Consider the following 22,644-nt stretch of genomic DNA (forward strand, 5'->3'; position numbering starts at 1 on the left):
CCCGCCCGGAAGGGGTGTACGCGCGTGCCCGCACTTGTGCTGCTCGGTGCTCAGTGGGGTGACGAAGGCAAGGGAAAGGCCACCGACCTGCTCGGTGGCTCGGTGGACTATGTGGTGCGCTACCAAGGCGGCAACAACGCCGGCCACACGGTGGTCGTGGGTGACCAGAAGTATGCGCTCCACCTCCTCCCTTCCGGAATCCTGTCGCCCGGATGTACGCCCGTCATCGGCAACGGCGTCGTCGTCGACCCGTCGGTCCTGCTCTCCGAGCTGAGCGGTCTGAACGAGCGCGGTGTCGACACGTCCAAGCTGCTGATCAGCGGCAACGCCCACATCATCACGCCGTACAACGTCACCGTCGACAAGGTGACGGAACGCTTCCTCGGAAAGCGCAAGATCGGCACGACCGGCCGCGGCATCGGCCCGACCTATGCCGACAAGATCAACCGTGTCGGCATCCGGGTCCAGGACCTGTACGACGAGTCGATCCTGACCCAGAAGGTCGAGGCGGCCCTCGACGTCAAGAACCAGATCCTCACCAAGCTGTACAACCGGCGCGCGATCGCCGTGAACCAGGTGGTCGAGGAGCTGCTGGGCTACGCCGAGAAGATCGAGCCGTACGTCGCCGACACGGTCCTGATCCTCAACCAGGCCCTGGAGGAGAACAAGGTCGTCCTGTTCGAGGGCGGTCAGGGCACGCTGCTGGACATCGACCACGGCACGTACCCCTTCGTGACCTCGTCCAACCCGACCGCGGGCGGTGCCTGCACCGGCGCCGGCGTCGGCCCGACGAAGATCAGTCGCGTCATCGGCATCCTCAAGGCCTACACGACCCGCGTCGGCTCGGGCCCCTTCCCGACCGAGCTGTTCGACGAGGACGGCGAGGCGCTGCGCCGGATCGGCGGCGAGCGGGGTGTGACGACGGGCCGCGACCGCCGCTGCGGCTGGTTCGACGCGGTGATCGCCCGCTACGCGACCCGGGTCAACGGCCTGACCGACTTCTTCCTCACCAAGCTCGACGTGCTCACCGGCTGGGAGCAGATCCCGGTCTGTGTCGCGTACGAGATCGACGGCAAGCGGGTCGAGGAGCTCCCGTACTCCCAGACGGACTTCCACCACGCGAAGCCGGTGTACGAGATGCTGCCGGGCTGGCAGGAGGACATCACGAAGGCCAAGACCTTCGCGGACCTCCCGAAGAACGCCCAGAACTACGTCAAGGCCCTGGAGGAGATGTCCGGCGCCCCGATCTCCGCGATCGGCGTGGGCCCGGGCCGCGACGAGACCATCGAGATCAACTCGTTCCTGTAAGTCCCTTACATCCCCGTCCAGTTGGGCCGGTCATGGACATCCTTGACCGGCCCATGGGCTGCTCCTGGTTCCGCGCAGACGGAGGGACCGGAACTATCTACGCGGGTAGTGCCGTCTCTCTCCGCTCTCCAGACCAGGAGCCCCGTATGCCCGTCAGCCCCATGAACAGACGCGAGTTCATGCAGAAGTCGGCCGTCACCGGTGCGGCGGCCGCCGTCGCGGGAGCGGTCGGCACCGGTACCGCCGAGGCCGCCGACGACAGGCCCGAGAGGACGCCGCGCACCTGGTCGTTCTCCATCCTCGGCACCACCGACCTGCACAGCCACGTCTTCGACTGGGACTATTACAAGGACGCCGCCTACCGCGACAAGGCAGGCAACTCCGTCGGTGTCGCGCGTGTCGCCACGCTCATCAAGCAGCAGCGCGAGGCCAAGGGCGAGGACCGGGTGCTGCTCGTCGACGCGGGCGACATCATCCAGGGGACCTCGCTGGCGTACTACTTCGCCCGCGTCGACCCGATCACCGGCGAGGACGGGCCCAAGCACCCCATGGCCGTCGCCATGAACGCCATGCGATACGACGCCGCCGCGCTCGGCAACCACGAGTTCAACTACGGCATCGACGTGCTGCGCAAGTTCGAGAGCCAGTGTCACTTCCCGCTGCTCGGTGCCAACGCCCTCGACGCCAAGACCCTGCGCCCCGCGTTCCGCCCGTACACCGTGAAGCGCATCCGCGTCCCCGGCGCCCCCGACATCAAGGTCGGCATCCTCGGGCTCACCAACCCCGGTATCGCGCTGTGGGACAAGGACAACGTCAGCGGGAAGATGGTGTTCCCGGGCCTGGTCGAGCAGGCGAAGAAGTACGTGCCGCGACTGCGCGCGCTGGGCTGTGACGTGGTGTTCCTGACGGACCACTCCGGCCTCGACGGCTCCTCCTCGTACGGAGACGAACTCCCGTACGTGGAGAACGCGTCGAACCTGGTCGCCGAGCAGGTGCCGGGCATCGACGCGATCCTGGTCGGCCACACCCACGTCGAGGTTCCCTCCTACACGGTCAAGAACGAGGAGACCGGCGAGGAAGTCCTCCTCTCCGAGCCCTACTGCTGGGGCTACCGCCTGAGCGTCTTCGACTTCGAGCTCGAACTGCACTGCGGCCGCTGGAAGGTGACCAGCAAGACGGCCCGGACCCTCAACCCCAACACGGTCGACGAGGACCCGGAGATCAAGCGGCTCCTTCAGGCCGACCACGAGCTGGTGGTGAAGTACGTCAACACGCCCGTGGGCACCTGCACGGCGGACCTGTCGGCGGCGGAGTCCTGCTGGAAGGACGTCCCCATCATGGACTTCATCCACCAGGTGCAGATGGCGACGGTCGCCTCCGGGCTGTCCTCCGCCGACGCCGCGCTGCCGCTGATCTCCGTCGCCGCGCCGTTCAGCCGTACCGCCGACATCCCCGCGGGCAGCGTGACGATCAAGGACATCGCCGGCCTCTACATCTACGACAACACCCTGTACGGCAAGAAGCTCACCGGCGCTCAGCTCAAGGACTATCTGGAGTACGCGGCGAAGTACTACCACCAGGTCCCGTCCGGCACGAAGGTCGACACCGCGACCCTCACCAACGCCAACAACTTCTGGGACTACATGTACGACACCGCCGCCGGGGTCGACTACGAGATCGACATCGCGCAGCCCGAGGGCTCGCGCATCAAGAACCTCTCCTACAAGGGCGCACCGGTCGCCGACGACCAGGTCTTCGTCGTCGCCGTCAACAACTACCGCGCCAACGGCGGCTCCGGTTACCCGCACATCGCGTCCGCCGCCATCGCCTACAGCTCCACCAACGAGATCCGCCAGCTGATGATCGACTACGTGACGTCCAAGGGAACCCTGAACCCGGCGGACTTCGCGGACGTCAACTGGAAGCTGACGCAGGACGGGACGCCGGTGTTCTAGGCGCCCGCCTTCTTCCTGGCGGGGCCATTCACTCGCTCCGCCAGGAACGCCGGTCCGGCCAGGTCGGGGACCAGGCGGGCCGGTTCGCCGAGCGTCAGCTCCACGAGCCGGGCGGCCACCTCCCGCGCGTCGACCTGCCCGACGGCCCGGGGATCAGCTGAACGCGCTCGCGTGTCCTTCGTCCGCTGTGCCCTGACCGAGAGGCGTGTCCGCACAGTCGGGGCAGGCGGGCGGGAGGCCGAGGCAGGCGTGCAGAGCGAGGCTCAGCCTGCGGTCGACGGCCTCGCGCTCGGCGGCGTGATCCGGGACCTCGGGCGGTGGTGTCAGCGCGTAGGGCAGGGCGGTGGCGAGGACGGCGAGTGTGACCGTGTCCCGGGTGGTGCCCCTGGGCAGGTACCCGGTCACGTGCCGGTGCAGCCAGTCCCAGGCGGTGCGGTGCCAGACGGTTGCCGGACGCAGCACGGCGGCGTGCACCAGCTCCGGGGCGGTCAGGGCCATGGTCCTCACCACGGGGTGCTCACGCAGCAGGCGCGCCGCACGCACCACGACGCGGACGGCGAGACACCGTGGCGGTGGCAGCGGGCCGGGTACCTCGCGGGCCACATGCAGCAGGCGCTGGAGCTCGGCCAGTGTGGCGTCCCGGATCAGGACCTGCGGGCCGGCCCAGTTCCGGTAGAGGTAGGAGCGGTTGCAGCGGGCCAGGCGGGCGACGTGGGTCACGCCGACCCGCCGTGGGCCGTACTGGGCCAGCGCGTCCAGGGTCGCGCGGTACACCGTGCCCGTCCCGGGCTGCCAGACGGAGGAGGTCGATCGGCTCACGCCGGGCAGCATGGCAAGGGAGGGGTGGTACCAGGTCGGAAAAGTGCGACAGAAGTGGAGAAAGTTTTGCGGTTTTTCCGGCTATTGGGTGAGGGGGCGGCAGGCGTCCCCGTGGTCAGCAGCCGGTCGTCCAGGTGTGCGAGGCGCCCTGGTCGTTCGCGGCGGCGTTGTAGCCGACCTCCTGTCCCGGAGCGAGGCAGATCGTCACGTGGCCCAGCAGCTCACGCGCGGAGTACACCTTGACGTGGTCCTTGACGCCCGGACCGGAGATGCCGTGGTTCGCCCACGAGGAGTCGTGCCAGGCCATGTCCCCCTCCCACCAGTGGTCGTCCCCGCTGTGCTCGATCTTCAGGCCCTGGAAGTTCGCTTCCGTCCACACACAGAAGTTGCCGCTGCCACAGGGCACCGCCTGCGCGGAGGCGGAGCCGGCGAGCACGGCCCCGGCGGACAGGGCGGCGGCGGCGAGAAGGGCGGCGAGGCGCTTGTTCATGCTGACGGATTTCCTTTCGCGGTGAGGAGAGAGATGGCCTCGGCGAGGGCATGGGCACGCAGCCGCTGCCACTCGGCGATCTCGGCGCGGTGCCGGGAACGGACCTCGGCCAGGGAACGGTGGGTCTTATCGGCCTCGGGCTGAAGGTTGTTCACGATCACCGACGTACGGAACCACCGGCGCTGGTCGCCGTAGAGCCGCTGCTGGGCCGCCGCGAGGCAGCCGTCGGTGTGGGCGCGGACCACATAGCCCGTGGGGAGGCGAAGGGACAGTTCTGCCGTGTCCGCGCCGAACAGGGCGTCGGAGACACGCCGTTGCTCGGCAGCCGGAGGCGTGGGCTGCCCCGGGCGGGGCGGCGCCAGGCCCTGACGGGCGAGGCAGTCGCCGGTGAGCTTCTCAGTGGCGGCCTTGATGACATCGTCGGGGGATGGACTGGGTGGTGCGTTCCCCGTTGCCGTACAGGCGGTGAGGAACAGGCCGGAAACGAGGAGTGCGGCAACGGCCGTCGTACGCGGGAACATCTGCGTTCACCCGGGCTGGCACCCCATCGTGGTGTCGCTGACCCCGTCGAACTTGGTCGCCCACTCCCAGTTGTTGGAGTAGTCGTCCGGGTAGATCGCGCGGTACAGGCAGCTGCCGGGCTGGTAGCTGATCGCGTACACGGTCACGGAGGCACGCGAGTCGAAGGAGTACGCGTGCCGCTTCACCCGGGTATCCGCTTCCCGATACCCGGGCGGCGCGTAGTCCCAGGCGCCGCCGGGTCCCATCTGGTTCGGGTCCGGCCAGAAGTACACATGCCCGGGAGGCACTGCGGCAGCGGCGTGCATGGGCGGGGCGGAGACCGGGCCGAGGGCAGCCAAAAGGGCAGAGGCGATGACGAGGTGACGCATGGCCGGGGCATGCCCGTGGGCTTCCGCCCGTATGCGGTGCGTGTGTCCGGTTCACCCCTTCCGGGGATCAAGGGGTACGAACACCCTTGAGGAATGCGCCCCATGCGCCGGGGGAGGCGGTGACGACGGGGCCGCCGGGCTTCTTGGAGTCGCGAACGCGGATAGCGTTGGCGCAGGCGGCGACCTCCACGCATTGACCGCCGCTGTCGTTGCTGTAGCTCGACTTGAACCACCGCAGTGTGCTGATCATCGCTGCTCTTCTCCTGCCAACCGCTGGATGAGGCTCAGGGAGTCGTCCGGGCTCAGAGCCTGTGTGCGGATCTTCGCATAGCGGTGCGAGAGTTGGGCCACCTTGGCGGGATCACTGACCAGCACGCTCTCGTCCTCGATCTCCATGTAGACCACGTGGTGGTGCTCCTTCGTCTCCACCAGGACCATGTCACCGCGCGTGCCCGCGTGGGCGCCGCGCAGACCGCGTTCCAATGGCAGCACTTGGATGCTGACGTTGTCCCGCTCCGCGGCCTCTGCGAGCCAGCGCAGTTGCTCGCGCAGCACCTCCCAGCTGCTGAACGGCCGCCGTAACACCGACTCGTCGAGGATCAGCTCGATCATGGCGGTGGGATCCCGATCGAAGAGCGCCTTGCGAGCCATACGCGCCTCCACCAGCTCTTCCACCTTGTCGTCGGCGAGCTTCGGGTAGCCGCCGCCGATCAGAGCTCGGGCGTAGCTCTCAGTCTGGAAGAGACCGTCGACCACGTACGTCTGGTACGAGGACAGGGTCACGGCCTCCGCCTCCATCAGGGCGAAGTTCTTGAACTGTGGCGGGTACTTGTCGAGCAGTACGTACTTGCGCGCCTTCTCGAAGACGCCCAGTCCCCCGCCGAGCGCCTCCTCCAATTTGACGAGCATCTTGTCGCTCGCCGGCTGGGCACACGTCTCCATCGCGCTGACCGCCGACCCGGTGTAGCCGATCTTCCTTCCCAACTCCTCCTGCGAGAGCCGCTGTTGCTCGCGCAGCGCCTTGGCCAGGGCAGCGACCAGATGCGCCGTCCCGCCCGCCTCCACCTTGTTCACAGCCCGCGCCATTGCGGTCACCCCCGAACTCAACCGAACTCAACCGGTCGCAAGCAGCCCTGGCCGGTTCCCGACCGTTGTCACCGGTCGACACAGAGTTATGGAAGACGCTAGCCCGGCCCGCCGAAAATGGCCGCGTGAATACGCAAAGTGACCTGGACTGGATCCCCACCACCGGCATCCAACTCCGCAAGGCCGGCGTCCGGTTCGACGCCCTCCGTATCGACGGCGACCGGGGCCGCTCCCTCGCCGACCGCCTCGCCCGCATGACGGGCGGAGCCCCGGGTCCCGTCATCGAGGAGGACAACGGAAGACGTGCCGTCTACTTCCTCGTTCCGGTCGGCAGCACCTCCCACCGCTCCTGGCCCGACGGAGTCACCCGCCTCACCGCCGGTCCGAACCGCATCTCGTACATCCCGATCCCGGCCCTCGACGGCCTGACCTGGCCCCTGAGTTGGCGCTACCGGCCGACGGCGTCGGGTGACCTCGTCCACACGCTGCTCCTGCGCTCGGCGCTGGATGGCGGGGGGTGAGGCTACGCCTCGGACGTTGTCATGCGTACAGGTCGGGATCGGGCGTGATCTGCCAGATGGTGACCAGCTCCGCGTGCTTCGCGCCCTCGTCGACGTCCTGGTAGGCGGGACCGTGGAGGTAGAGGGCTTCGGCTGCCCTGACCAGTTCGTCGGCCTTCTTCTCAACTTCGTCGAGGAAGGTGAGCGGCGCACCGGCTGTCACCGTCTCCTCGTCCGGAACGTACTCCCACGTCCAGCTCACGCGGCGCGCACCGCCCTGGCGGCGTCGCGGTAGATACTGCTCGCTGTGATCAGGTGTCCCCGCGCCTCGTCCGGTGTGTTCGCGGTCCGGGCAAGGTATTCGGCGCGATGGTAGGCCTTCGCCGTCTCGGGGTGCCGCTCGATCTCGATCAAAGCGGCCCAGTGGCTCAGGTAGGCGTGGAGGGGCTTGATCGAGTCGTGTTCAAGCGCCTCCGCGAGTGCCTGTTCCTTGGCCTGGTCGTAGGCGGCGAGGAGGTGAGGTGCCACGACGGCGCAGGCCGCGCGCAGGGCCGCCGGAGTGCGGTCCGGGCGGGGGATCACCGGAGTCTCACCGTACTCGGCGTGCTGTGCGCTCACGCTGCTGGCCCCTTCGCGTCTCGGATACGGGCCCGGACCCGTAGGGAGGGCCGGGACATACCGGGACTCTAGCGCGCCTTGCGCTGCGGGAGGCCGGTGAATCCGCCGCGGGAGCCGTGGGAACGGGGGCGCACTGGCGTGGGCACTGCTGCGGGGCAGGCCGCGCGCTCATGGCTGACACCACGATCAAGGTCGACCCCGCCGTTCGAGACCGTCTCCAGGAGCTGGCACGGGATCGCGGGATGAGCATGCGGGACCTCGTGGCGGAGCCGGCCGGGACCACACCCACCAAGGAAGAGCTGCGCGGTGGAGTGGCCGCGCGGCCGTCCCGTCCTGACCAGGACACCCACCCGGTACCGAGGCACGGGTATTCGCACCATCCGCATCGTCGAGAGCTGACGACGAGCCGGCGAGGGGCGCCCACCCGGGAGCCTCTCCCGGCCTCAGCTGAACACGATCATCGACCCCTGCGCCAGGCTCCGGGTGGCCGCCGCGTGCAGGCCCAGCCAGACGTGGCGTTCGCGGGCGAACGGGCTCGGGTCGTACGGGGCCGGAAGGGCGGGTTCCTCCAGGGCCGTGGGGGCGAGCGGGGGCTCCGGGGCGGCCGGGGGGTTCGCCGGGTCGATGCCGATCGACGGGGCCACGAGTTCCAGCTCGCGGAGCAGCGCCTGGGCGGATCCCAGCGGTCCACCGCCGGCGAGGAGTTCGTCGTTCGACAGGGGCTGCGGGAAGTCCACCGGGACGTAGGCGCCCGCGTGGTCGTAGTGCCACACCAGGTGCGACTGCTGGGCCGTCGACTCGAACATCTCCAGCAGCTGTTCGTAGTCGCCGCCCAGCTCGTCGACCGGGGTCACGGCGAGGCCGCACACCTGGAGCAGATAGGCGCGGCGCAGGAAGTGCAGCGCGTCGTAGTCGAAGCCCGCGACCGGGGCCACCTCGCCGGTCAGGCCCGGCATGTACTGGTACACCGGCACCGGCGGCAGTCCGGCCTCGCCCAGCACCTTGTCGTAGAGGGCGAGTTCCTCGGCGAACGGGTTGTCGGGGGTGTGGCACAACACGTCGACGAGCGGGACCAGCCACAGGTCACAGGCCAACAGTAAGCTCCTCGGGTTATCGGTGTGGTGCAGGAAGCGTAATGGGCGTGCGGGCGGCCGGTCGCGCTCAGCCGTGCAAGCCGTGCAGGTCCCATACCCATACCCCGCCCACCCACTTACCGGGCCGACCCACCAGCTTGTCCACGGTCTGACGCAACGGGTCCTGGTACTCCTGCGGCGGCAGCACCAGCACCCCCGCCTGCCAGTACGCGAAGTCGGCGCGGGCCTGCGCCCGCCAGTTGTCGCCGATGGTGGGCTTCACGCCGGTGAAGCTGATGTCCCGCAGCATTGCGGAGGTGAAGCGGGGCTTGGCGCCGTAGATGCCGATGCGCTCGGTGCCCCAGGGGCCGTTGAAGTACCCGCCGGGCAGTGTGAACGCGAAGTGGGCCGCGGTCTGCCAGTGCAGCGCCTCCGCGTTGCCCGAGTCGGGCAGCGGGACGGGCACCAGCGTCTCGTCCCCGTGGACGTACGACTTCCATGCGCCGTCCGTGATGAAGGCCGGTACGGGCGCGCGTTCCACCGCCGGCAGCGGGGCCGGGACGATCGGGATGAGCGCGGCGGCGACCGCCGTGAGGCCGAGGAACTGGTTGCCGGGGTGCGGTGTCCGTGCCAGCCGCTCGATCGCCACCGCCAGCAGCAGGCCGAGCGCCGGCGCGCAGATCATGGCGACCCGGCCCTCGATGACGGACTCGAACAGCGGCAGGTGCGCGAACAGCGCCCAGGGGCCGGGGGCCGTGGTGTGTGACAGGGGGAACCGGAAGCGCGGGCCGAGGGACAGGAAGGCGGCGGCGAAAGCGGTGAAGCCGAGCGCCTTCACCAGGGCGTGCTCCCACAGCCGTACGACGATCGCGAAGGCGAGGGCCACCAGCGGCCAGCCGTAGAAGGCGTTCTGCTCGGTCGTGTTCAGGGCGAGGGCGGTCGCCGTGTCCTCGTCGCCCGCGACCAGCGAGTCCTTGGCGAAGGCGAGCAGCGAGAGGGGGCTGTTGCCCGTGAAGCGGCCGTGGAAGACGTTCCGGTAGCTCTGCGGGCCGAAGAACTGCCAGTACAGGGGGAGTGCCACCAGCGGCAGGGACACCGCTGCGGCGACCGCCAGGCCCTTCAGCAGCGGGCGCCAGGCCGCCTTCGCCACGTCCCGGCGCGCCACCGCGTACGCGCCGGCGAACAGCCCCATGCCGAGGGAGGCGAGCAGCAGCGGCTCCTCGCCGAGGAAGATCTGGTACGTCGCCATCAGGCCGAGGACCACCCCGTCCCGCACCACCCGCGCGCCCGTGCACAGCCGCAGCACGCGTTCGATCATCAGCGGGATCACGAACAGGACGACGAAGTTGGGGTGCGCGGCGGCGTGGCTGACCATCGGGGGCGCGAACGCGGCGAGCGCGGCGCCGGTGAAGGCCGCGCCCCGGTGCCGTACCACCCGTCGCACGATCAGCCGGTACCAGGCGGCGGCCGTGGCGGCCAGCCCGAGCGTCATCACCAGGGCGAGGGCGACCGCGGGGCCGACGAGCAGGGTGAGCGGCGTGAGCGGAACGGTCAGGCCGAACATGACCGTGTTGGCCATGAGGTTCACCCCGTCGGGGAAGCCCTGGAGGGTGGTGAAGAGGGGATTGCGCAGATGGGCCACGTTGTGGGCCGTCACCGCGAAGAACCACTCCCACTGGTTCTGGTCCTGCATCGAGTCCGGCAGATAGCGGTGGTCCGGGTCCACCCAGCGGCCCGCGTACAGGCCCACGGCCATCAGCAGGAACACGACGACCGCGAGGACGTCGGCCGGGCGGACGGAACGCGCCCTGAGCAGGGCCAGCTCGCCCGCCGTGCGGACGTAGTCGAGGGGGAGGACCTTGGAGCCCGGCTGGTGCGCCCAGCGCACCGGTACCTCGGTCACCGGCCACTCCGAGCGCCGGAAGTGCCGGAGTATCTCCACGTCGATGCCCCAGCCGTGCAGCCGGGAGGCGGCGAACGCCTCGCGGGCGCGGTCGCCGTCGTACAGCTTGAAACCGCACTGCGTGTCCCGTACGCCCGGTACGGCCGTCCGGCGTATGAGCACGTTCCCGGCGCGGCCGAGCAGCCGGCGCGTACGGCTCTGGGGCCGCTCGATGACGGCGCCCGGCACCGCGCGGGAGCCGATCGCCGCCGCGTACCCCTCGGCCAGCGCCTTGTCGAGGACCTCCAGCTCCTCGATCGGGGCGGCCAGGTCGGCGTCCGTGACCAGCACCCGGCGGCCGGAGGTGGCGAGGACGCCCAGGCGCAGGGCGTGGCCCTTGCCGCGGTTGCGGTCGCCGGCGACGAGCCGCACGCGGTCATCGCCGACGCCGACGGCGATGACGAGGTCCCGGGTGCCGTCGGTGGAGCCGTCGTCGACCACGACGACCTCCCACGTCCCGAAGCGGCTCTCGTTGGCGCGCAGGTACGCGGTGATCGCGGCGAGCGTGGGCCCGAGCCGCTGCTCCTCGTTGTGGGCGGGGACGACGACGGACAGGTCGATGGAGAAGGCCGGCATGTCCTCTAAGACGTCCGTGGCCTGCGCTGTGCTCATCCGGCGGCCAGGCGCTCGAGGAGCGCGAGCGAGTGCGCGTTGTACGCGGCGACCACGGCGTGTGCGGCGACGGGGTCGCGGCGGGCGAGGGCGTCGACGAGTTCGGTGTGCCCGGCCCACAGCCGGCCCTTCAGATCGGTGACCCGGCGCAGGTGCTGCACCGTGCACACCCAGGACTGCACGCGCAGCCGGTGCAGGAAGTCGGCGAGGTAGGGATTGCCGTACAGGGCGCTCAACTCGCGCCAGAAGCGCAGGTCGTAGCCGATGAGGACGTTCAGGTCGCCGGCGGTGGCGGCGCGCGCGGCCTCCTCGCCGCGGCGGCGCACCGTGGCGAGGGCGGTGGTGCGGTGCGGCTCGTCCGCCGCGGTGCCGCAGTCGCCGCCGCCGTGGACGAGGCGGTGGAAGATGCCGTCGGTGACCAGGCTGCGGGCCTCGATCATGTCGCGGTAGTCGTCCAGGGAGTAGGCGCGGACCTCGAAACCCCGGTGCTGGACGGCGTCCACGAGACCCTGCGCCGACAGGTCCACCAGCGCCTCGCGGACGGGGGTCGCGGAGACGCCGTACTGCTCGGCGATCTCCTTCACCGTGAACTCCTGCCCGGGCTGCAACCGGCCGGCCAGCACCTCGTCGCGGAGCGCGTCCGCGATCTGTTGCCGCAGGGTGCTACGAGTGACGGCGCCATTGCCGGGCATCGTTGTCTGGGTCCCCCCATCCGCGTACGGGTGCGTGTTCCTGCCGGAGACACGTCACCTTACGCGGTGGGGGACCCATGAGCGTCCCACGTGCGGTGGAGGCCGCTCAGACCGTGTACTCGTCGGCCACCGACAGCGCCGCGTCCAGGGCGGCGAGGCCCTCCTTCGCCTCCGCCTCGGTGATCGTGCAGGGCGGGACGACATGGGTGCGGTTCATGTTGATGAAGGGCCACAGGCCGTGCGCCTTCGCGGCGGCGGCGAAGGCGGCCATGGGGGCGTTCGCCTCACCGGCCGCGTTGTAGGGCACCAGCGGTTCCCTGGTCTCGCGGTTCCGGACCAGTTCCAAGGCCCAGAACATGCCGACGCCGCGCACCTCGCCCACCGACGGGTGCCGCTCGGCCAGCGCGCGCAGCCCCGGCTCGATGACCTGCGCGCCGACCACGGCGGCGTTCGCGACGACGCCCTCCTCGGCCATCACGTTGATCGTGGCGACCGCGGCGGCGCAGGCCAGCGGGTGACCGGAGTAGGTCAGACCGCCCGGATAGGGGCGCCTGCCGAAGGTCTCGGCGATCCGCTGGGAGATGGCGACACCGCCGAGCGGCACATAGCCGGAGTTCACGCCCTTGGCGAAGGTCATCAGGTCGGGGACCACGTCGAACAGATCGGCCGCGAACCATTCTCCGGTGCGCCCGAAACCGGCCATCACCTCGTCCAGGACGAAGACGATCCCGTACTTGTCGCACAGTTCGCGCACGCCCGCGAGGTAGCCGCGCGGCGGGACCATGATTCCGGCGGTGCCCGGGATGGTCTCCAACACGATCGCGGCGATCGTGCCGGGACCCTCGAAGGCGATGGTCGTCTCCAGGTGCTCCAGCGCCCGCTCGCACTCCTGCTGCTCGGTCTCGGCGTAGAACCGCGAGCGGTACAGGAACGGCGCCCAGAAGTGCACCACGCCCGCCGCACCGCTGTCGGAGGCCCAGCGGCGCGGGTCGCCGGTGATGTTCACGGCCTGCTGGGTGCCGCCGTGGTAGGAGCGGTAGGCGGACAGCACCTTGGGCCGGCCGGTGTGCAGGCGCGCCATGCGCACGGCGTGCTCCACCGCGTCGGCGCCACCGTTGGTGAAGAAGATCTTGTCGAGGTCGCCCGGGGTGCGCCGGGCGACCAGCCGGGCGGCCTCCGAGCGGGCCTCGACGGCGAAGGCGGGCGCGAACGTGGCCAGGGTCGCGGCCTGCTCCTGGATCGCGGCGACGACCTTGGGGTGCTGGTAGCCGATGTTGGTGAAGACGAGCCCGCTGGTGAAGTCGAGGTAGCGATTGCCGTCGTAGTCCCAGAAGTACGACCCCTCCGCACCGGCGACGGCGAGCGGGTCGATGAGCTCCTGCGCTGACCACGAGTGGAAGACGTGCGCACGGTCCGCGGCCTTGACGGCGGCGCCTGCCTGGGGGTCGGTCCGAGGGATCATGCGGCGAGGCTAGGAGCGGGGGAGGCCGGCCGAACATGGGCGGGATGTCTGCGGTGGAGGGGATTCCGCGACAGGTTGTCGGGTGCCGGGCGCCTCACCGCGGCCCGTTACGGAACCGTGGGCACCGCTGCTGCCGACTCCTCCTGCGGCGGCACTATTCTCTGGCTGTCGCACGCACAGGGGGGCAGGTGAGGCGGCGATGGAACGGCTGGGGGCCGGGGATCCACAGAGAGTCGGGGCCTATCGGTTGCTGGCGCGGCTCGGGGCCGGCGGTATGGGGAGCGTGTATCTGGCCCGGTCCGACCGGGGCCGCACGGTCGCGGTGAAACTCGTGCGGCGGGAGCTGGCCGAGCAGGAGGAGTTCCGGGCCCGCTTCCGGCAGGAGGTGCAGGCCGCGCGGCGGGTCGGCGGCTACTGGACCGCGCCCGTCCTCGACGCCGACACCGAGGCCGACATCCCCTGGGTGGCCACCGGGTACGTCGCCGGGCCGACCCTCCAGACCGTCGTCTCGCAGGACCACGGTGCCCTGCCGGAGCGCTCCGTGCGCGTACTGGCCGCCGGGCTCGCCCACGCCCTGCAGGACATCCACGCCGCCGGGCTGATCCACCGCGACCTGAAACCGTCCAACATCCTGGTGACCATCGACGGCCCCCGGGTCATCGACTTCGGCATCGCCCGCGCGCTGGAGACCCTCACCGGCGCCGGGTTCACGCGCACCGGGGCCCTCGTGGGGTCGCCCGGGTTCATGGCACCCGAGCAGGTGCGGGGCGACCGCATCACGCCCGCGTGCGACGTCTTCTGCCTGGGCTCCGTGCTCGCGTACGCGGCCACCGGCACCCTTCCCTTCGGGAGTACGAACAGCGGGGTGCATGCCCTGATGTTCCGCATCGCACAGGAGGACCCGGACCTGGGGGGCATGCCGGAGGGGCTGGCCGACCTGGTACGGGGCTGCCTGCGCAAGGACCCGGCCGCGCGGCCGACCCCCGCGCAGATCCTGGACCGCACGGGCGCCGACGACACGCTCAGCGAGGGCCGCAGCCGCGAGCCGTGGCTGCCGGGCGCCCTGGTCGTCCAGCTGGGGCGCCACGCGGTGCGGTTGCTGGAGACGGAGGATCCGGAGCCCCCGGAGGGCCTGAAGGGCTCAGAGGGCTCAGAGGGTCCCAGGGGCTCAGAGGGTCCTGAGGGTCTCAGGAGCTTGGGAGATCCTGAGGGTCCCAGGAGCTTGGAAGGTCCCTTGGGTCCGGAGGGCTCGGAGGGCTCGGAGGGTCTTGAGGGTCTCGGGGGCTTGGAAGGTCGCTTGGGTCCGGAGGGCTCGGAGGGCTCGGAGGGTCTTGAGGGTCCTGGGGGCTTGGGAGGTCCGTTGGGTCCGGAGGGCTCGGAGGGCTCGGAGGGTTCGGAGGGCTCGGAGGGTCTTGAGGGTCCTGGGGGCTTGGGAGGTCCGTTGGGTCCGGAGGGCTCGGAGGGTTCGGAGGGCTCGGAGGGTCTTGAGGGTCCCGGGGGCTTGGAAGGTCCGTTGGGTCCTGAGCGCTCTAAGGGCTTGGAGGGCCTGGAGGGTCCTCAGGGCCTGGAGGGTTCGAAGGGTTCGAAGGGTTCGAAGGGTTCGAAGGGTCCGGAGGCTCCGGGGGGCTCGGAGGCTCCGGAGGAGGAGGGAGCCGGGGCTCCGAAGGCCGTCGATGCGCCCACGGCTCCGGCAGCCCTGGCAGCCACCACGATCCCGGGGCCCGCCCCCGCCTCCGGCGCCCCCCACGACGCGGTACCGCCACCGCCCGGCGTCTTCGGGCCGCCGCAGCAACACCCCCGGCCGCCCGCCCTCGGAGGCTGGGGCGCGCCGCCGTACGGTCCGCCGCCGTACGGCGACCCGGCGCCCGCGCGGCGCAGCGACCGTTTCACCGTCGCGCTGATCGTCGTCGCCCTGGTCGTCGCGCTCGGCGCGGGCGGTTCGGTGTACGCCGTGCTGCGTGGGGACGGGACCGCAACCACCGGCGGCGGCAGCCCCTCCCGGGCCTCCGCCACGCCCACGGCCCCCGGCCGGAGCACGCCCGGGCAGTCGTCCCCGTCGGCCGTGGCGTCGGCGCCGGCTTCGGCCGGCCCCGGCTCCCCGGGCGCCGTCCCCGGCGCCTACCTCGGCACCTGGACCGCGACGATCGACAACGGCACCGGGCACAACTCCCGGCGCCTGGTCATCCAGCAGGGCGAGGTGGGCGACACGGTGCTGTCGCTGACCGCCGACGGCGACACGTACCACTGCGTCTTCCGGGCCGAGCTGGCCGAGAAGCCGACCCCGAACGGCCCGTTGAGGATCGGCGCGTCCACGGTCACCACCGGTCGGCCGACGTCGTCGTGCGCCCCCGGCGGCGCGACGGAGCTGACGCTGCTCCCGGACGGCCGCCTCAAGCGGGTGAACACGGCCAACGGGGAGGCCCTGACCTACACGAAGGCCGGGTAGCCACCGGGCCCGGTGGGCACAGGGCCGGTCACCGGGCCTCCGGTGGCCGCTGCCGCGGCATGTTGGGCCGTGCGCCCGGCGGCGGGAACCTCCCGGGCAGGGTGCCCTCCTGGCGAGGTGCCGTCGCCCCCGACGACTGCATCGCCAGCGGCGCCGAGCCCGTGCGGAACTCGGCCATCCAGTCCGCCGTCTCCGCCCGCACCAGCTCCGTCACGTCCTCGGAGAACCGCCGCAGCACCGACAGGCACCGCTCCGCCGCCTCCGCCGCGGTTCCCTCCGTCGGCCCCAGCACCTCCCGCACGCTCTCCGACGCCCAGTCGAACTGCAGCGCCTGCAGCCGCCGCCCGACCGCCTGTGCCGTCGCGACGTCGCGCATCCACCCGGACGTCACCCCGAAGTAGCGGTCCGCGGCCACACACGCCACCCCCACCAGCAGCGACAGATACGCCCACGGCGCCACCCCGTCCGCCACCCCGGTCAGATCCAGCAGCGGCAGCGCGGCCCCGCACACGGCCCCCAGCGCCGCGCCCGCGCGCAGCGCCTGCGCCCCCCGCCGCTTCCACACCCGGTTCGCGAGGTACCAGGCCGCCGTCTCCAGCGCCCGCCGCTCCACCCACCGGTACAGCTCGTCGAGCCGCTGCGCGGGCTCCCCCCAGTCGCCGTGCGGGAACGGCCGGCCGATGAGGTCGCCGGGGGCACCGGGGTCGCCCGCGTCACCCGGCCGCAGCCCCGCCGCTCCGTCGCCCCGCCCGTCCTGGAGCGGACCCTCGGGCTGCATCTCCGGCTGACTCACCCGGCACTCCCTACCTACGGCTATGACGTTCCGCGATGCACATTCCCCTGCACGTCCCGCGGTACGTGCGCTGCTCACTTCGTGCACCCCCGCAGTGTGCTCGTGACGCATGGTGCTGAAGCGCCGCACCCTTCCTACCGCCGGGCGGGTGGCGGACGACCGGGTTTCGGGGCTTTTCCGCCCGGAAGGGGGCCTTGGTCGGGTATACGACGCTCGGCAAACTCACTCGAAAGAGTGCCTCCGTGGGCGGGAACCGAGTCCGGACGGGCTACCTCGGCGCGCGCCCCGGTGACCACGTAGGCTCGTGCCGAGGCGGCAAACCCCGCCCTGACATCCGTACGCACACACGCACATCCGAAGCCGAACCGTACGAAGGCAGGAGCTGATCGTGTTTCCCGGTGGTGGCCAGCCCAACATGCAGCAGTTGCTCCAGCAGGCCCAGAAGATGCAGCAGGACCTCGCCAACGCGCAGGAGGAGCTGGCGAGGACCGAGGTCGACGGTCAGGCGGGCGGCGGCCTGGTGAAGGCCACGGTCACCGGCGCCGGCGAGCTGCGCGCCCTGGTCATCGACCCCAAAGCGGTGGACCCGGAGGACACCGAGACCCTCGCCGACCTGATCGTCGCGGCCGTCCAGGCGGCCAACGAGAACGCTCAGGCCCTCCAGCAGCAGAAGCTCGGCCCGCTGGCCCAGGGCCTCGGCGGCGGCATCCCCGGCCTGCCGTTCTGAGCCCACCGGGCGGCCGAGCCCGGGGAAGGGCGTCCACCGACCCGTCCCTTCTGCGAAAGGCAAGGGCCAACTACCGTACGTACGAGGAAACCGAGCCCGGCTACCGTACGTACCGAAGCTCTTCAGGAAAGGCAGTCCGTTGTACGAAGGCGTGGTCCAGGACCTCATCGACGAGCTGGGGCGGCTGCCCGGCGTCGGTCCCAAGAGCGCGCAGCGGATCGCCTTCCACATCCTGCAGGCCGAGCCGACGGACGTGCGCCGCCTCGCCCAGGCGCTGCTCGAGGTGAAGGCGAAGGTCCGCTTCTGCGCGACCTGTGGCAACGTCGCACAGGAGGAGCTGTGCGGCATCTGCCGCGACGCCCGCCGCGACCCGTCGGTGATCTGCGTGGTGGAGGAGCCGAAGGACGTCGTCGCGATCGAGCGGACCCGCGAGTTCCGGGGCCGCTACCACGTGCTCGGCGGCGCGATCAGCCCCATCGAGGGCGTGGGCCCGGACGATCTGCGCATCCGTGAACTGCTCGCCCGACTGGCCGACGGCACGGTCACCGAGCTGATCCTGGCCACGGACCCGAACCTGGAGGGCGAGGCCACGGCCACGTACCTCGCCAGGATGATCAAACCCATGGGCCTGAAGGTCACCCGCCTGGCCAGCGGCCTCCCGGTGGGTGGCGACCTGGAATACGCGGACGAGGTCACCCTCGGCCGCGCCTTCGAGGGGAGACGACTCCTAGATGTCTGACGCCACGCTGCACGCGACGACGCAGGACCCGGACGACTTCGCCGTCCAGATCGCGGACCAGATCGAGAGCTTCCTGGTCGCCGTGACGGAGGTCGCGAAGGGCGACGAGCCGGACTCGGCCGTGCCGTTCCTCCTGCTGGAGGTCTCCCAGCTGCTGCTGGCCGGGGGCCGCCTCGGCGCGCACGAGGACATCGTCCCCGACGAGCGCTACGAGCCGGACCCGGGCCCCGAGCCGGACGTGGACGAGCTGCGCGAACGGCTCGCCGCCATGCTGGACCCGGTCGACGTCTACTCGGAGGTCTTCGACCCGTACGAGCCGCGCAAGGCCCCGGTGCCGGCCCGTATCTCCGACGACCTGGCGGACGTGATCACGGACCTGCGCCACGGCATGGTCCACTACCGGGCCGGCCGCACCACGGAGGCCCTGTGGTGGTGGCAGTTCTCGTACTTCTCCAACTGGGGCGCCACCGCCTCCGCCACGCTCCGGGCCCTGCAGTCCGTGGTCGCGCACGTCCGCCTGAACCAGCCCCTGGAGGAACTGGACGGCCTCGACACCGACCAGGACCTCGGCGACGAGACCCTCGCGGAGGAGGCCGGCCGGGTCATGGCCAAGGAGATCGCGGACCCGCTGGGGCTGCGGCCGGTGAAGTAGCCCGGCGGGCCACGGGCCGGGCGCTCACACGAGCCCGGCGACACCCTTTCCGAGGGTGCTCAGACCTCCGGCCAGCGCGAGCAGCAGGACGAGTGCCCGGGCGCGCCGCTCGGGCACGCGTCCGGCGAGCGCCCTGCCGATCAGGGCACCTGCCGCCAGGGCGAGGACGGCGAAGACCCAGACGGGCGCGGTGAGCCGGGGCGGGCCGTTGGACGCCACGGACACCGCGTTCACGACGACGCCGTAGAACTGCGCGTTCGGCACGAACTCCCGCACCTTCCAGTCCGCGTTCAGGGCGTACAGGGAGACGGGTGGTCCACCGACCCCGGCGGCCGAGTTCATGAACCCGCCGAGGCCTCCGGCGACGACGGCTCCCCGGCCGCCGCGCAGGGCGGGCACCCGCAGGCCCCGCATGACCAGCACCACCGCGACGGTCACGAGCGCCCCCATGGATGCCAGCAGCAGAGGTTCCGGCAGCCGCCGGGCCACCCACGTCCCGGCGGGCACGGTGATCACGGCGGCGACGCACAACGGCGCCATCACCGGGGCCCGCACCCTGCGCCACCCGTCGGCGATGCCGACGACACTGATGGCGCCGGCGGCGCAGTTGGCGAGCACGACGCCCTCGGCGGGACCGAGCAGCAGCACGAGCGCGGGCACGGCGACGAGAGCGAACCCCATCCCGGTCAGCCACTGCACACACCCGCCGAGCAGCACGATCCCGGCCAGCAGCACGTCTCCGGCCCACCCATGTGTCACAGGTCGGCATCCTCGCGCCCCGGCGTCACGGTGTCCATGACACGGTGGATCGAGAGGTACGGCGTTCCCACGCCCGTGCTGTGACTCGCGGCACGTTGCGCGTACCGGCTCGGCGCTGGGGCAGGTGCCGTGCTGAGCGGCCTGGGGCGGCGGCGGAAAGCGGCGGTGAAAAACCGCCGTACGGCCGTCGTACGTCCGAAGAAAACCGGGATGATCCGCCTATGAGCGGGACATCTCACCATGCGGTATCCCGGAAGGGAAATACGGCCGCTCGATAGACTGAGCCGACCGCACCTGCGTCTCGCAGGCGCGGGAAAGAGACGGACTGAGCGAGGAGCGCACGTGGGCCTTGTCGTGCAGAAGTACGGAGGCTCCTCCGTAGCCGATGCCGAAGGCATCAAGCGCGTCGCCAAGCGGATCGTGGAAGCGAAGAAGAACGGCAACCAGGTGGTTGTCGTGGTTTCCGCGATGGGCGACACGACGGACGAGCTGATCGATCTCGCCGAGCAGGTTTCCCCGATCCCTGCCGGGCGCGAGCTCGACATGCTGCTGACCGCCGGAGAGCGGATCTCCATGGCGCTGCTGGCCATGGCGATCAAAAACCTGGGTCACGAGGCCCAGTCGTTCACCGGCAGCCAGGCAGGTGTCATCACCGACTCGGTCCACAACAAAGCCCGGATCATCGACGTCACGCCGGGTCGCATCCGGACCGCGCTGGACGAGGGCAACATCTGCATCGTCGCCGGTTTCCAGGGCGTCAGCCAGGACAAGAAGGACATCACCACGCTGGGCCGTGGCGGCTCGGACACCACGGCGGTGGCCCTCGCGGCCGCCCTCGACGCCGAGGTGTGCGAGATCTACACCGACGTCGACGGCGTGTTCACCGCGGACCCCCGGGTGGTGAAGAAGGCCCGGAAGATCGACTGGATCTCCTTCGAGGACATGCTGGAACTGGCTTCCTCCGGGTCCAAGGTGTTGCTCCACCGCTGTGTGGAGTACGCCCGCCGCTACAACATCCCGATCCACGTCCGCTCCTCCTTCAGCGGGCTGCAGGGCACGTGGGTCAGCAGCGAGCCAGTCGTTCAGAAGACACAGCAGCAAGGGGAAACGAAGGTGGAGCAGGCCATCATCTCCGGTGTCGCGCACGACACCTCCGAGGCCAAGATCACGGTCGTCGGCGTGCCGGACAAGCCGGGCGAGGCCGCCTCGATCTTCCGCGCCATCGCCGACGCCGAGATCAACATCGACATGGTCGTGCAGAACGTGTCGGCCGCGTCGACGGGCCTGACGGACATCTCCTTCACGCTCCCGAAGAGCGAGGGACGCAAGGCGATCGACGCCCTGGAGAAGGCGAAGACCGCGATCGGCTTCGACTCCCTGCGCTACGACGACCAGATCGGCAAGATCTCCCTCGTCGGCGCCGGGATGAAGACCAACCCGGGCGTCACGGCGGACTTCTTCACCGCGCTGTCCGACGCGGGCGTGAACATCGAGCTGATCTCGACCTCCGAGATCCGCATCTCGGTCGTCACGCGCAAGGACGACGTGCCCGAGGCGGTCCGTGCGGTGCACACCGCGTTCGGTCTGGACTCCGAGAGCGACGAGGCGGTCGTCTACGGAGGCACCGGGCGATGACCGGGCTCCCCCGTGGGGGGACGAAGCCGACGCTCGCGGTCGTGGGTGCGACCGGGGCCGTCGGTTCGGTCATGCTCCAGATCCTGTCCCAGCACGCGGACATCTGGGGCGAGATCCGTCTGCTCGCCTCGCCGCGCTCGGCCGGCCGCAAGCTGGCCGTGCGCGGCGAGGAGGTCGAGGTCGTGGCGCTCTCCGAGGAGACGCTGCTCGGCGTCGACGTGGCGATGTTCGACGTGCCGGACGAGGTCGCGGCCCACTGGGCGCCCGTCGCCGCCTCGCTGGGCGCGACCGTGGTGGACAATTCGGGCGCGTTCCGCATGGACCCCGATGTCCCGCTGGTGGTGCCGGAGGTCAACCCGCATGCCGCCCGGGTGCGTCCGCGCGGCATCATCGCCAACCCCAACTGCACGACACTGTCGATGATCGTGGCCCTCGGCGCCCTGCACGCCGAGTTCGGGCTGCGTGAGCTGGTCGTCTCCTCGTACCAGGCCGTCAGCGGCGCGGGCCGCGCGGGCATCGACACCCTGCGCCAGCAGCTGTCGCTGGTCGCGGGCACCGAGCTGGGCACCAAGCCCGGTGACGTGCGGCGCGTGGTGGGCGACAACACCGGGCCCTTCCCGGAGCCCGTCGCGCTGAACGTCGTGCCGTGGGCCGGGTCGCCGCGCGAGGACGGGTGGTCCTCGGAGGAGATGAAGGTCCGCGACGAGTCCCGCAAGATCCTGGGGCTGCCCCAGCTGCGCGTGGCCGTCACCTGTGTCCGGGTGCCGGTGGTCACCACGCACTCGCTGACCGTCCACGCCTGCTTCGAGGGCGAGGTCACGGTGGACCGGGCGCGCGAGATCCTCGCCACAGCGCCCGGCGTCGTGCTGTTCGACAATCCGGAGGCGGGCGAATTCCCCACACCCGCGGACGTGGTGGGCACCGACCCCACATGGGTCGGCCGGGTCCGGCGGGCCCTGGACGACCCGACGGCGCTCGAACTCTTCGTGTGCGGCGACAACTTGCGCAAGGGCGCCGCACTGAACACCGCGCAGATCGCCGAACTGGTGGCGGAGGAGCTGGGCGCCACCGCGTAGTGCCCCGACAGGCGGCCGACGGCCTGAAACCGGTGGCCGTTGGCTGAAACGTTTGTAGGATCTGTGTGGGTTGCACGGACCATCCCGTGGTCCGGACCTTGAATCGAACCCTTTCGGCGTTCGAAGATTTCACTCCCCGCCCTCGCAACCGTGCGCAGGGCGGGGAGCGTCTTTGCGGTCGCCTTCGGGGGCTGAGCACCACCACACACGGGGCATAGGGGAAGAGCTGGTACGCATGAGGGCACTTGACGCACGGTCCGGTGTGCTGGGGGGCGCAGGAAGGGGCGTGCACAGGGACGTGCTGCGTGGCGCGAACGTGATGCCTGTCGCGTACAACCCTGGTGGGGGCAGACGTGTCCAACTGGCGTGG

At 70.7% G+C, this 22,644-nt stretch carries 24 protein-coding genes; 9 read left to right on the forward strand and 15 right to left on the reverse strand.

What is annotated here, in order from left to right:
* Positions 1-24 precede the first annotated feature (24 nt).
* Entirely contained in the window at positions 25-1,308 is a 1,284-nt protein-coding gene (locus tag ACFYZJ_RS20955) for an adenylosuccinate synthase (protein ID WP_388570228.1), read from the forward strand.
* A 146-nt stretch (positions 1,309-1,454) separates the two neighbouring features.
* Positions 1,455-3,263, forward strand: a complete 1,809-nt coding sequence (locus tag ACFYZJ_RS20960; protein WP_388570231.1) for a bifunctional metallophosphatase/5'-nucleotidase — start codon at positions 1,455-1,457, stop codon at positions 3,261-3,263.
* Here ACFYZJ_RS20960 and ACFYZJ_RS20965 read toward each other — a convergent pair.
* From ACFYZJ_RS20965 to ACFYZJ_RS20995, 7 genes are all read right to left on the reverse strand, one after another.
* Positions 3,260-3,382 (reverse strand): hypothetical protein, encoded by a 123-nt coding sequence (locus ACFYZJ_RS20965; protein ID WP_388570233.1) that lies wholly within the window; start codon positions 3,380-3,382, stop codon positions 3,260-3,262. The genes ACFYZJ_RS20960 and ACFYZJ_RS20965 overlap by 4 nt on opposite strands.
* 34 nt (positions 3,383-3,416) lie before the next feature.
* Complete coding sequence (locus ACFYZJ_RS20970; protein ID WP_388570236.1) at positions 3,417-4,082, reverse strand: hypothetical protein; 666 nt, start codon at positions 4,080-4,082, stop codon at positions 3,417-3,419.
* Positions 4,083-4,197: 115 nt separating this feature from the next.
* The gene (locus ACFYZJ_RS20975) at positions 4,198-4,572 is read right to left on the reverse strand and encodes a peptidase inhibitor family I36 protein (protein WP_388570238.1); all 375 of its coding nucleotides are present in this window, start codon (positions 4,570-4,572) and stop codon (positions 4,198-4,200) included.
* On the reverse strand, positions 4,569-5,093 hold the full coding sequence (locus tag ACFYZJ_RS20980; RefSeq protein ID WP_388570241.1) for a hypothetical protein: 525 nt from the start codon (positions 5,091-5,093) through the stop codon (positions 4,569-4,571). The genes ACFYZJ_RS20975 and ACFYZJ_RS20980 overlap by 4 nt, the downstream gene beginning before the upstream one ends.
* A gap of 6 nt (positions 5,094-5,099) precedes the next feature.
* The gene (locus tag ACFYZJ_RS20985; RefSeq protein WP_388570243.1) at positions 5,100-5,462 is read right to left on the reverse strand and encodes a hypothetical protein; all 363 of its coding nucleotides are present in this window, start codon (positions 5,460-5,462) and stop codon (positions 5,100-5,102) included.
* Between the two features lie 67 nt (positions 5,463-5,529).
* Positions 5,530-5,712 (reverse strand): DUF397 domain-containing protein, encoded by a 183-nt coding sequence (locus tag ACFYZJ_RS20990; RefSeq protein ID WP_388570246.1) that lies wholly within the window; start codon positions 5,710-5,712, stop codon positions 5,530-5,532.
* Entirely contained in the window at positions 5,709-6,557 is an 849-nt protein-coding gene (locus tag ACFYZJ_RS20995; protein WP_388570248.1) for a helix-turn-helix transcriptional regulator, read from the reverse strand. The genes ACFYZJ_RS20990 and ACFYZJ_RS20995 overlap by 4 nt, the downstream gene beginning before the upstream one ends.
* Before the next feature lie 116 nt (positions 6,558-6,673).
* Here ACFYZJ_RS20995 and ACFYZJ_RS21000 point away from each other — a divergent pair, with 116 nt between their 5' ends.
* Positions 6,674-7,069 carry a hypothetical protein gene (locus ACFYZJ_RS21000; RefSeq protein ID WP_388570251.1) on the forward strand — a complete coding sequence of 132 codons (396 nt, stop codon included), beginning with the start codon at positions 6,674-6,676 and terminating at the stop codon, positions 7,067-7,069.
* 19 nt (positions 7,070-7,088) lie between these two features.
* On the opposite strand, the gene ACFYZJ_RS21005 is transcribed toward ACFYZJ_RS21000, so the two are convergent.
* The 6 genes from ACFYZJ_RS21005 to ACFYZJ_RS21030 form a co-directional block, all read right to left on the reverse strand.
* A complete protein-coding gene (locus ACFYZJ_RS21005) occupies positions 7,089-7,310 on the reverse strand; it encodes a hypothetical protein (protein ID WP_388570253.1) in 222 nt (73 codons plus the stop codon).
* Positions 7,307-7,666 (reverse strand): DUF6247 family protein, encoded by a 360-nt coding sequence (locus ACFYZJ_RS21010; RefSeq protein WP_388570255.1) that lies wholly within the window; start codon positions 7,664-7,666, stop codon positions 7,307-7,309. The genes ACFYZJ_RS21005 and ACFYZJ_RS21010 overlap by 4 nt, the downstream gene beginning before the upstream one ends.
* A gap of 443 nt (positions 7,667-8,109) precedes the next feature.
* Positions 8,110-8,760: a hypothetical protein gene (locus ACFYZJ_RS21015; protein ID WP_388570258.1), complete on the reverse strand. Its 651-nt coding sequence runs from the start codon at positions 8,758-8,760 to the stop codon at positions 8,110-8,112.
* Between the two features lie 67 nt (positions 8,761-8,827).
* Positions 8,828-11,293, reverse strand: coding sequence for a glycosyltransferase (locus tag ACFYZJ_RS21020; RefSeq protein WP_388570260.1), 2,466 nt, complete (start codon positions 11,291-11,293; stop codon positions 8,828-8,830).
* A complete protein-coding gene (locus ACFYZJ_RS21025; protein WP_388570263.1) occupies positions 11,290-11,985 on the reverse strand; it encodes a GntR family transcriptional regulator in 696 nt (231 codons plus the stop codon). Before ACFYZJ_RS21025 ends, ACFYZJ_RS21020 begins: the two co-directional genes overlap by 4 nt.
* Positions 11,986-12,091: 106 nt before the next feature.
* Entirely contained in the window at positions 12,092-13,447 is a 1,356-nt protein-coding gene (locus tag ACFYZJ_RS21030) for an aspartate aminotransferase family protein (RefSeq protein ID WP_388570265.1), read from the reverse strand.
* 199 nt (positions 13,448-13,646) lie between these two features.
* Between ACFYZJ_RS21030 and ACFYZJ_RS21035 the strand changes: the two genes are divergently transcribed.
* A complete protein-coding gene (locus ACFYZJ_RS21035) occupies positions 13,647-15,893 on the forward strand; it encodes a serine/threonine-protein kinase (RefSeq protein WP_388570268.1) in 2,247 nt (748 codons plus the stop codon).
* Between the two features lie 28 nt (positions 15,894-15,921).
* Here the strand turns inward: ACFYZJ_RS21035 and ACFYZJ_RS21040 are convergent, their stop codons facing one another.
* Positions 15,922-16,686, reverse strand: a complete 765-nt coding sequence (locus ACFYZJ_RS21040; protein ID WP_388570270.1) for an SLATT domain-containing protein — start codon at positions 16,684-16,686, stop codon at positions 15,922-15,924.
* Between the two features lie 388 nt (positions 16,687-17,074).
* Here ACFYZJ_RS21040 and ACFYZJ_RS21045 point away from each other — a divergent pair, with 388 nt between their 5' ends.
* The 3 genes from ACFYZJ_RS21045 (at position 17,075) to ACFYZJ_RS21055 (ending at position 18,804) form a co-directional block, all read left to right on the forward strand.
* Complete coding sequence (locus ACFYZJ_RS21045) at positions 17,075-17,413, forward strand: YbaB/EbfC family nucleoid-associated protein (protein ID WP_388570273.1); 339 nt, start codon at positions 17,075-17,077, stop codon at positions 17,411-17,413.
* 139 nt (positions 17,414-17,552) lie between these two features.
* Complete coding sequence (gene recR / locus ACFYZJ_RS21050) at positions 17,553-18,152, forward strand: recombination mediator RecR (protein ID WP_103837909.1); 600 nt, start codon at positions 17,553-17,555, stop codon at positions 18,150-18,152.
* Positions 18,145-18,804, forward strand: a complete 660-nt coding sequence (locus tag ACFYZJ_RS21055; RefSeq protein ID WP_388570276.1) for a DUF5063 domain-containing protein — start codon at positions 18,145-18,147, stop codon at positions 18,802-18,804. The genes recR and ACFYZJ_RS21055 overlap by 8 nt, the downstream gene beginning before the upstream one ends.
* A 24-nt stretch (positions 18,805-18,828) precedes the next feature.
* On the opposite strand, the gene ACFYZJ_RS21060 is transcribed toward ACFYZJ_RS21055, so the two are convergent.
* Positions 18,829-19,563: a TSUP family transporter gene (locus tag ACFYZJ_RS21060; RefSeq protein ID WP_388570279.1), complete on the reverse strand. Its 735-nt coding sequence runs from the start codon at positions 19,561-19,563 to the stop codon at positions 18,829-18,831.
* Between the two features lie 342 nt (positions 19,564-19,905).
* On the opposite strand from ACFYZJ_RS21060, the gene ACFYZJ_RS21065 reads away from it, so the two are divergent.
* Together ACFYZJ_RS21065 and ACFYZJ_RS21070 are read left to right on the forward strand one after the other, a co-directional pair.
* Positions 19,906-21,198, forward strand: coding sequence for an aspartate kinase (locus ACFYZJ_RS21065; protein WP_388570282.1), 1,293 nt, complete (start codon positions 19,906-19,908; stop codon positions 21,196-21,198).
* A complete protein-coding gene (locus ACFYZJ_RS21070; protein WP_388570285.1) occupies positions 21,195-22,274 on the forward strand; it encodes an aspartate-semialdehyde dehydrogenase in 1,080 nt (359 codons plus the stop codon). The genes ACFYZJ_RS21065 and ACFYZJ_RS21070 overlap by 4 nt, the downstream gene beginning before the upstream one ends.
* Positions 22,275-22,644: the final 370 nt, after the last annotated feature.

Source organism: Streptomyces sp. NPDC001848 (assembly GCF_042891915.1).
Classification (GTDB): domain Bacteria; phylum Actinomycetota; class Actinomycetes; order Streptomycetales; family Streptomycetaceae; genus Streptomyces.